The 9,293-nt window shown below is 70.0% G+C and carries 10 protein-coding genes; 1 reads left to right on the top strand and 9 read right to left on the bottom strand.

What is annotated here, in order from left to right:
- Window positions 1-192: 192 nt before the first annotated feature.
- The 9 genes from GUI43_RS32475 to GUI43_RS32515 all read right to left on the bottom strand — a co-directional run bounded on the left by GUI43_RS32475 (window position 193) and on the right by GUI43_RS32515 (window position 7,818).
- Window positions 193-792 (bottom strand): TIGR03086 family metal-binding protein, encoded by a 600-nt coding sequence (locus tag GUI43_RS32475; protein WP_112700619.1) that lies wholly within the window; start codon window positions 790-792, stop codon window positions 193-195.
- 184 nt (window positions 793-976) lie between these two features.
- Window positions 977-1,423, bottom strand: coding sequence for a metal-sulfur cluster assembly factor (locus tag GUI43_RS32480; protein WP_112588604.1), 447 nt, complete (start codon window positions 1,421-1,423; stop codon window positions 977-979).
- 67 nt (window positions 1,424-1,490) lie between these two features.
- Complete coding sequence (sufU, locus tag GUI43_RS32485; protein WP_091403700.1) at window positions 1,491-1,964, bottom strand: Fe-S cluster assembly sulfur transfer protein SufU; 474 nt, start codon at window positions 1,962-1,964, stop codon at window positions 1,491-1,493.
- Complete coding sequence (locus tag GUI43_RS32490; protein ID WP_112700621.1) at window positions 1,964-3,268, bottom strand: cysteine desulfurase; 1,305 nt, start codon at window positions 3,266-3,268, stop codon at window positions 1,964-1,966. Before GUI43_RS32490 ends, sufU begins: the two co-directional genes overlap by 1 nt.
- Before the next feature lie 20 nt (window positions 3,269-3,288).
- The gene (gene sufC, locus GUI43_RS32495; RefSeq protein ID WP_007462702.1) at window positions 3,289-4,062 is read right to left on the bottom strand and encodes a Fe-S cluster assembly ATPase SufC; all 774 of its coding nucleotides are present in this window, start codon (window positions 4,060-4,062) and stop codon (window positions 3,289-3,291) included.
- Window positions 4,062-4,388: a non-heme iron oxygenase ferredoxin subunit gene (locus GUI43_RS32500; protein WP_091403693.1), complete on the bottom strand. Its 327-nt coding sequence runs from the start codon at window positions 4,386-4,388 to the stop codon at window positions 4,062-4,064. Before GUI43_RS32500 ends, sufC begins: the two co-directional genes overlap by 1 nt.
- Complete coding sequence (sufD, locus tag GUI43_RS32505) at window positions 4,388-5,533, bottom strand: Fe-S cluster assembly protein SufD (RefSeq protein WP_112700623.1); 1,146 nt, start codon at window positions 5,531-5,533, stop codon at window positions 4,388-4,390. The genes GUI43_RS32500 and sufD overlap by 1 nt, the downstream gene beginning before the upstream one ends.
- Before the next feature lie 57 nt (window positions 5,534-5,590).
- Entirely contained in the window at window positions 5,591-7,021 is a 1,431-nt protein-coding gene (gene sufB, locus GUI43_RS32510; protein ID WP_074312771.1) for a Fe-S cluster assembly protein SufB, read from the bottom strand.
- A complete protein-coding gene (locus GUI43_RS32515; protein ID WP_428842241.1) occupies window positions 7,018-7,818 on the bottom strand; it encodes a helix-turn-helix transcriptional regulator in 801 nt (266 codons plus the stop codon). The genes sufB and GUI43_RS32515 overlap by 4 nt, the downstream gene beginning before the upstream one ends.
- A 98-nt stretch (window positions 7,819-7,916) precedes the next feature.
- On the opposite strand from GUI43_RS32515, the gene GUI43_RS32520 reads away from it, so the two are divergent.
- Window positions 7,917-8,882 carry a COX15/CtaA family protein gene (locus tag GUI43_RS32520; RefSeq protein ID WP_170158815.1) on the top strand — a complete coding sequence of 322 codons (966 nt, stop codon included), beginning with the start codon at window positions 7,917-7,919 and terminating at the stop codon, window positions 8,880-8,882.
- Window positions 8,883-9,293 lie beyond the last annotated feature (411 nt).

Consider the following 9,293-nt stretch of genomic DNA (forward strand, 5'->3'; position numbering starts at 1 on the left):
GACCCGCGCCCCCGCCACCGATTTTCCCCGCGCCCCGCGCCCCGCGCCCCGCGCCCCGCGCCCCGCGCCCCGCGCCAAGATCGTGCTCGAAGCAGGATGTAGTGGCCTCGGCGACGCACCGAGGCCACTACATCAATGATCGAGCAAGATCTTGGGTTGTTCGGGAGTCGGCCGACCGGGCAAAGGCGAACGTCAGGCGGTCAGTCGGGGATCGCGACCGAGGTAGGAGAGCAGGGCGGCGACCTCGTCGGCCTCCGGAGCGGGGTCGATCGCCGGGGCGTACGCGCCGTAGGCCCGCAGCGGCTCGACGATCTGCCGGGCCACCACCAGCAGGGGGCGGGCCAGTTCGGCGCCGAGCGGGGACGGCTGGCCGGTGGCCACCGCGATGTCCCAGGCGTGCACTGCCGCATCCAGGGCGCACGCTACGGCGCCGACCTCGGCCGGCAGCTTGCCCTGGGGCAGCGGCGTGGGCACCTCCGGGGCGTCTTCGGCGACACGCTTCCAGGCCCGAGCGGACGCGTCGAGGGCGGTGCGCAGGCCGGCGAGCTTGTCACCGTCGATCCGACCGGAGGGCGCGAACGGGTCCTCCGTCGGCCCCGGCCCGCCGTCGATCGCCGCCGCGAAGGCGAGCTGGTCGCCGACCGCGTGCTGAAGCACCTGGGTGACGTTCCACCGCTCGCACGGGGTGGGCCGCTCCCAGGCGTCGGCCGGAACCCCCTCGACTGCCGTCCGAAGCGCCTCGTGCGCCTCTTCGAGCACGGTCCGCCACTGCCCCGCCGCCATCTCGCTCATCGTCCTGCCCTCTCTGCCGGCTCCGGCGAGCTTCCCCACCCGCCTCCGGATCGGAATATTCCGCTCCGTTCGATGAACTCAGCCTATCAGACCGGAACGATCCGTTCCACTACTTTCTTGCGGGCCTGGAACACGTCGAGCGCGGTACCCGGACGGGTACCGCGCTCGACGAAGTGGGATCAGGTCAGACGTTGAAGCCGAGGGAGCGGAGCTGGTCCCGACCCTCGTCCGTGATCTTGTCCGGGCCCCACGGCGGGAGCCACACCCAGTTGATCCGGATGTCGTTGACCAGGCCGCCGCCGGGGCCGGTGGTCAGGGCCTGCCGGGTCTGGTCCTCGATGACGTCGGTCAGCGGGCAGGCCGCCGAGGTGAGCGTCATGTCCAGGGTGGCGACGTTCTCGTCGTCGACGTGGACGCCGTACACGAGGCCCAGGTCGACCACGTTGATGCCGAGCTCCGGGTCGACGACGTCCTTCATCGCCTCCTCGATGTCGGCGATCATCGCCTTGCTGACGCCGCCCGCGGGAGCGGCGGCGTCACCGGTGTCATCGGTCGTCGCGGCGTCGGTCTGCGGCACCACTGTGGTGTCACCGGCCTCCGGCGTCGCCTCAGTGGCGGTGTTCTCGCTCATGCCGTCCCTCCGCATCGCTGTGTGATGCCACAGGGCACCACTGTGTCATTCGCTCGCTGACGCACCGTCACGCCTTCACCTCCGGGCTCACACCCACACCGGCGCGTGCCGCGGCGTCCTTGAACGCCATCCACGGCAGCAGCGCGCACTTGACCCGGGCGGGGTAACGGGCCACACCCGCGAAAGCAACCCCGTCACCGAGCACGTCCTCGTCCGGCGTGACCTGACCACGTCCGGACATCAACTCCACGAACGCCTCGTGCACCTCGAATGCTTCCCCGGCGCCCCGACCACGCAGCAACTCGTGCAGCACACTCGCCGAGGCCTGGCTGATCGAGCAGCCCATCCCGTCGTACGAGATGTCGTGCAGCACCGTGCCGTCGGTGGCCACCCGGACGGTGACCTCGTCACCGCAGGTGGGGTTGACGTGGTGCGCCTCCGCGACCTGGTCGCCCGGGTCGTCGGCATCGCGCAGGCCACGCCCGTGCGGGCGCTTGTAGTGGTCCAGGATGATCTCCTGGTAGAGCTGGTCGAGCTGCATCAGTCGAACACCTTCCGCACCTGCTCCAGACCGGCCACCAGAGCGTCGATCTCCTCGGTGGTGGTGTAGAGGTAGAACGAGGCCCGGGTCATGGCCGGAACGCCGAACCGGCTGCACACCGGCTTGGCACAGTGGTGGCCCACCCGCACCTGCACGCCGAGCGAGTCGAGGACCTGACCCACGTCGTGCGGGTGCACGTCACCGAGTGCGAACGAGATGGTGCCGCCCCGGCCCACCGGCACGGTCGGACCGAAGATCCGCAGATCCGGCACCGAGCCGAGAGCTTCCAGCGCGTACGCCGTCAGCTCCTTCTCGTGCCACTGGATGGCCTGCATCCCGATGCCGGTCAGGTAGTCGACCGCCGCACCGAGCGCGACCGCCTCGGCGATCGGCGGGGTGCCCGCCTCGAAACGGGCCGGCGGCGCGGCGAACGTCGAGCGGGCCATGCTGACCGTCTCGATCATCGAGCCGCCGCCGAAGACCGGCGGCATGGCCGCCAGCAGCTCACCCCGGCCCCAGAGCACACCGATGCCGGTCGGACCGCACATTTTGTGGCCGGTGAAGACGATGTAGTCGGCGTTCAGGTCAACCACGTCGATGGGCAGGTGCGGCACCGACTGCGAGCAGTCCAGCAGCAGCAGCGCGCCCACCTCGCGGACCCGCGCGGCGATCCGGGAGGTGGCGTTGACAGTGCCGAGGATGTTGGACATGTGCACCAGCGAGACGATCTTCGTCCGTTCGGTGACCAGATCCTCCAGGCCCGACTCGTCCAGCCGCCCCTGGTCGGTGACCGGGAACCAGCGCAGAGTCGCGCCGGTCCGCTCACAGAGCAACTGCCACGGGACGATGTTCGAGTGGTGCTCCATCTCGGAGATCACCACCTCGTCGCCCGGACCGAGCCGGAAACGGGGATCGGCGTCCGGGCGCAGCGAGGCGTTCGAGAAGGCGTACGCCACGATGTTGATCGCCTCGGTGGAGTTCTTCGTGAACACCACCTCGTCGGTGCTCGGCGCGTTGATGAACGCGGCAATCTTCGCCCGCGCTCCCTCGTACGCCTCGGTGGCCTCGGTGCCCAGGGTGTGCACCGAGCGCGACACGTTGGCGTTGTGCCGCGCGTAGTGCTCGTCGAGCACGTCGAGCACCTGGCGGGGTTTGTGCGAGGTGTTGGCGCTGTCGAGGTAGACCAGCGGGTGCCCGTTGATTTCCCGACCGAGGATCGGGAAATCGGCGCGCACCCGGGCCACGTCGAAACGCGGCACGTCGTCGTACTGCGGCATCCCCGGGGGGATCGCGATGCTGGTCATCTCGGCAGCGCCTCTCCCGCTCAGGCCTTGGCCGTGCCGGCCCCGGCGGCGTACCGCTCGTAGCCCTCGGCCTCGAGCTTGTCGGCCAGCTCCGGGCCGCCCTGCTCGACGATCCGGCCGGCCACGAAGACGTGCACGAAGTCCGGCTTGATGTAGCGCAGGATCCGGGTGTAGTGGGTGATCAGCAGCACGCCGGTGTCGCCGGTGTCGCGGACCCGGTTGACGCCCTCGCTGACCACGCGCAGCGCGTCCACGTCGAGACCGGAGTCGGTCTCGTCGAGGATCGCGATCTTCGGCTTGAGCAGCTCCAGCTGGACGATCTCGTGCCGCTTCTTCTCACCACCGGAGAAGCCCTCGTTGACGTTGCGCTGGGCGAACGCCGGGTCCATCTGGAGACGCTCCATCGCACCGCGCAGCTCGCCGCCCCAGGTACGGAGCTTCGGCGCCTCGCCGTCGATGGCGGTCTTCGCGGTCCGCAGGAAGTTCGCCACCGAGACGCCGGGCACCTCGACCGGGTACTGCATGGCCAGGAAGAGGCCGGCGCGGGCGCGCTCGTCGACCGTCATGGCCAGCACGTCCTCGCCGTCGAGGGTCACCGTGCCACCGGTGATCTCGTACTTGGGGTGACCGGCGATCGAGTACGCCAGGGTGGACTTGCCGGAGCCGTTCGGGCCCATGATCGCGTGGGTCTCGCCGGACTTCACGGTCAGGTCGACGCCGGCCAGGATCGGCTTGAGCTCACCCTCGGGCAGCTTGACCGACACCTTCAGGTCGCGGATCTCCAGGGTGCTCATTATCGGGTCACTCCATTACTCGGCGTCAGGCTGAGGTAGATGTCGCCGTCGCGGACTTCGACGGGGTAGACGGGGACGGGTTCGGTGGCGGGCAGGCCGGTCGGCTCGCCGGTGCGCAGGTCGAAGCGCGAGCCGTGCAGCCAGCACTCGAGCGTGCAGCCATCGACCTCACCCTCGGAGAGCGCGACCGAGGCGTGCGAGCACTCGTCGTACGCGGCGTAGAAGCCGCCGTCCTCGCCGTGCACCAGGGCGATCGGCGTGCCGTCGACATCCGCGCTGATCGCGGTGCCCTTCGGCACGTCCTCGGTGGAGCAGATGCGGATCATCAAGCGCCCGCCTTGGTCAGCCGGGCCTCGATCGCGTCGCCGAGGCTCTCGCGCAGCGACTCCACCGGGATCTTGTTGATCAGCTCGGCGAAGAAACCACGCACCACCAGCCGGCGGGCCTCACTCTCCGGAATGCCCCGGGCCATCAGGTAGAACAACTGCTCGTCATCGAAGCGGCCGGTCGCGCTGGCGTGGCCGGCGCCGGCGATCTCGCCGGTCTCGATCTCCAGATTGGGTACGGAGTCCGCCCGTGCGCCGTCGGTGAGCAGCAGGTTCCGGTTGATCTCGTACGTGTCGGTGCCGGTCGCCTCGGCCCGGATGAGCACGTCGCCCACCCAGACGGTGTGCGCGCTCTCGCCCTGCAGAGCGCCCCGGTAGCCGACGTAGCTGCGGCAGTCCGGGATGCTGTGGTCGACCAGCTGCCGGTGCTCCAGGTGCTGGCCGGAGTCGGCGAAGTAGACGCCGTACAGCTCGGCCTCGCCACCGCGCCCGGTGTATTCCACGCTGGTGAACTGCCGGACCAGGTCGCCACCCAGTGAGACCTGGATGTGGATGACCTTGGCGTCCCGGCCCAGCTTGATCTTCAGGTGCTGGGCCTGGACCGCGTCGTCGGCCCAGTCGGCGACAGTGACCAGCGTCAGCTTCGCGCCGTCGGCCACGGCCACCTCGACGTTATCGGCCAGGGTGGCCGACCCGACGTGCTCCAGCACCACTGTCGCCTCGGCGAACCGGCCCACCTCGACGAACGTGTGACCGAACGCCGGCTGCCCGACGCCCTCGCCGACCACCCGCAGCCGCACCGCCTCACCGAGCACCACGTCGGGGGCCACCCGCAGCAGCAGGGCGTCCGCGGCGGCACCGTAGGCCAGCGCGCTGACCCGGTCGACCGGGGTCAGCACGCTGCCGACCCGCTCGTCGTCACGGCCGACCCGGGTGATGGCGACGCCCTCGGGCAGGTCGCCGTACTCGTGTCGGACCGTGCCGGTTGCGGCCGGCGCGTCACTGGTCAGGCCGCGGAGGCGCTTGAGCGGGGTGAAGCGCCACTCCTCCTCCAGGCCGGTGAGGGCCGGGAAGTCGGCGACGTCGTACGAGCGCAGCGCCTGCGACTTGGTGCTGGGCGGCGGCGCGGAAGCCTGGGTAGTCATTTCTTCCTTGGTCTGTTCTACGACGACGGTGTCAGGTGCTCGGTAGGGCGGGCGGCGTCAGCCGACCGCGCCCTCCATCTGAAGCTCGATCAGTCGGTTGAGCTCCAGGGCGTACTCCATCGGGAGCTCCTTGGCGATCGGCTCGATGAAGCCGCGCACGATCATGGCCATCGCCTCGTCCTCGCTCAGACCCCGGCTCATCAGATAGAAGAGCTGGTCGTCGCTGATCTTGGAGACGGTCGCCTCGTGCCCCATCGACACGTCGTCCTCACGGATGTCGACGTACGGGTAGGTGTCCGAGCGGGAGATCGTGTCGACCAGCAGCGCGTCGCACTTGACAGTGCTCCGGCTGTGGTGCGAACCCTCCAGCACCTGCACCAGACCCCGGTACGAGGTGCGGCCGCCGCCACGGGCGATCGACTTCGACACGATGGTCGAGGAGGTGTGCGGCGCGGCGTGCACCATCTTCGCGCCGGCGTCCTGGTGCTGACCCTCGCCGGCCATCGCCACCGAGAGCACCTCACCCTTGGCGTGCTCGCCGGTCATGTAGACCGCCGGGTACTTCATGGTCACCTTGGAGCCGATGTTGCCGTCGACCCACTCCATGGTCGCGCCCTCGTGGCAGACGGCGCGCTTGGTGACCAGGTTGTAGACGTTGTTCGACCAGTTCTGGATGGTCGTGTAGCGGCAGCGCGCGTTCTTCTTGACGATGATCTCCACGACCGCGCTGTGCAGCGAGTCGGAGGAGTAGAGCGGCGCGGTGCAGCCCTCGACGTAGTGCACGTACGCACCCTCGTCGACGATGATCAGCGTCCGCTCGAACTGGCCCATGTTCTCCGTGTTGATCCGGAAGTAGGCCTGCAGCGGGATCTCGACGTGCACGCCCTTCGGCACGTAGATGAACGAGCCACCGGACCACACCGAGGTGTTCAGGGCGGCGAACTTGTTGTCGCCGACCGGGATCACAGTGCCGAAGTACTCCTTGAAGACGTCCTCGTGCTCGCGCAGCGCCGTGTCGGTGTCCAGGAAGAGGACGCCCTGCTCCTCAAGGTCCTCGCGGATCTTGTGGTAGACGACCTCCGACTCGTACTGCGCCGCGACACCCGCGACCAGCCGCTGCTTCTCCGCCTCCGGGATGCCCAGCCGGTCGTAGGTGTTCTTGATGTCCTCGGGCAGGTCCTCCCAGCTGGTGGCCTGCTTCTCGGTGGACCGCACGAAGTACTTGATGTTGTCGAAGTCGATCCCGGTGAGGTCCGCGCCCCAGGCCGGCATCGGCTTACGGCCGAACAGCCGCAGGCCCTTCAGCCGCAGGTCGAGCATCCACGCCGGCTCGTTCTTCTTGGCCGAGATGTCCCGCACCACCGCCTCGTTGATGCCGCGCTGGGCGACCGCCCCGGCGGCGTCCGGGTCGGACCAGCCGTACTCGTACCGGCCCAGGGCGGCGAGCTGCTCTTCCTGGGTCAGGGGCTGGACGATCTGCTCGGTCATCTATCTGTCCTCACAGTGGTTACGGGATTACCGGATTGAGCGCGGCCCGGCTGAGTCGGGATGTGCGTGGTGCACACCCCGTCGCCGTGCGCGATGGTGGCCAGACGCTGCACGTGGGTGCCGACCAGACGGGAGATGACCGCGGTCTCGGCCTCGCACAGCTGAGGAAACTCGGCGGCCACGTGCGCCACCGGGCAGTGGTGCTGACAGAGCTGGCCGCCAGAGGCGATCGTGGTCGCACTGGCAGCGTAACCCTCGCCGGTGAGCGCTGCGGCGAGTGCCTCGGCTCGGGCGAGAGGGTCGTCGCCGGCGTCCTCCATGGCCGTCCGACAACGGGACTCGAGAGCCGACACCTGCTCGGTGGCGAACGCCTCGACCGCGTCCGAGCCGCCGCTGCGGGCGATCCAGCGCAGCGCGGCGGTGGCCATGTTGTCGTAGTGGTGTGTGCCACAGCGGACCCGGGCGGCCTCGGTCAACAGGAACACCTTGGCCGGGCGCCCCCGACCGCGACTGCCCTGCACGGGCTGCTCGCGGGCGTACACGTCACCGTCCGCAAGCATCGCGTCCAGGTGCCGGCGGATCGCCGCCGGGCTGAGCCCGAGCGCCGCGCCAAGCTGCGCGGCGGTGGTGGCACCCTGCTCCAGCAGCAGCTGGGTGACCCGATCCCGGGTGGAGACCTCGGCCGCCGCCGGCCCGGCGAGGCCGGCCGACGTGGTCACGGCAGGCGCGGAGGCGGACGCACCGAGGGCCGGTACGGCCGTCGGTTGGTGCCCGGAGAGCGCCGCCGCGTATTTCACAACGCCAACGTTACGTAATTACCCGGAGGGTCGCAAACCCGGGCCCCGGTGATCCCAACCACCGAGCCGACGGAGTCGGACGAACCTCGATCACTACGGTGCGTAGGATTTGCGCCGTGAACCGAATCGTCCGTCCGGTCTCCGGCATCCTGCTGCGCCGCCTCGCGCTCGCCTCGATCATCGCGAACGTGGGCATCGTCGTCACCGGCGGGGCCGTCCGGTTGACCGCCTCGGGCCTCGGCTGCCCCACCTGGCCCCGGTGCACCGACGATTCCTACGTCACCACGCCGGAAATGGGCGTGTACGGGGTGATCGAGTTCGGCAACCGCATGCTGACCTTCGCGGTGGGTCTGATCGCGCTGGCCACCGTACTGGCCGTACTGGCCCACCGACCCCGCCGACCCGGGCTCCTAGTACTGGCCGTGGCGGTCTTCCTGGGCATCCCCGCCCAGGCGGTGATCGGTGGCATCACCGTGCTGACCAACCTCAACCCGTGGGTGGTCGGGCTGCACTTCCTCGCCTCGATGGCCGTGATCGCCGCCGCGTATGCCCTCTGGCGACGCATCGGCGACCCCGACGGCCCTACCGTGGCCGTGGTGCCCGCACCGCTGCGCGCGCTGGCCCGGGTCACCACCGGCGTCACCGTCGCCGTGCTCGTCGTCGGCACCTGGGTCACCGGCAGCGGCCCGCACGCCGGCGACCACGGCGCCGCCCGCAACGGGCTCGACCCGGAGACGATCTCGCAGGTGCACGCCGACGGGGTCTTCCTGCTGATCGGGCTGTCGGTGGCGCTGATCTTCGCGTTCCGCGCCGTCGGTGCGCAGCGGGCCACCCGCGCCGCGATCATCCTGGTCGCCGTGGAGTTGAGTCAGGGCCTGATCGGCTTCGTGCAGTACTTCACCCACGTGCCGGCGATCCTGGTCGGCACGCACATGCTCGGCTCCTGCCTGGTGCTGCTGGCCGCCCTGTCGGTGCAGTGGTCCACCCGGGAACGCCGCGCGGTCACGTCGGCCCCCCAGGCCACCCCGGCCGACGCCGCCGCCCCGGTGGCAGTCACCGCCTGACCGCCTGGCCGCTCGGCCTCGTGGCGCCCCCGCGCCCCCGCGCCCCGCGCCCCCGCGCCCCGCGCCCCGCGCCCCGCGCCCCGCGCCCCGCGCCCCGCGCTGCCAAGATCTCCGCAACTCCCCCGATGTTGCTGCCTCCGACACGCGGGAGACAGCAACATCCCTGATGTTGCTCGGATCTTGACGACGAACCCCGCCCCCGAGGAGACCGGACCCCGGTTTGGCCGCCCACTGCCACCAAGATCGCACTCGAACCAGGATGTAGTGGCCACGGAACGCCAGGAAGCCACTACAACCAGGATGTTGCGCGATCTTGCCGGCGACAGCGGGCGGACGGCGGCGCGGGCGTTGATCCGCCGTTCCGCGCCGGTGGCGGCGTCCCGGTGCCGGAACTCGTCGACGAGCCGGGGC

It is taken from the genome of Micromonospora noduli (assembly GCF_003264365.1).
Classification (GTDB): Bacteria; Actinomycetota; Actinomycetes; order Mycobacteriales; family Micromonosporaceae; genus Micromonospora; species Micromonospora noduli.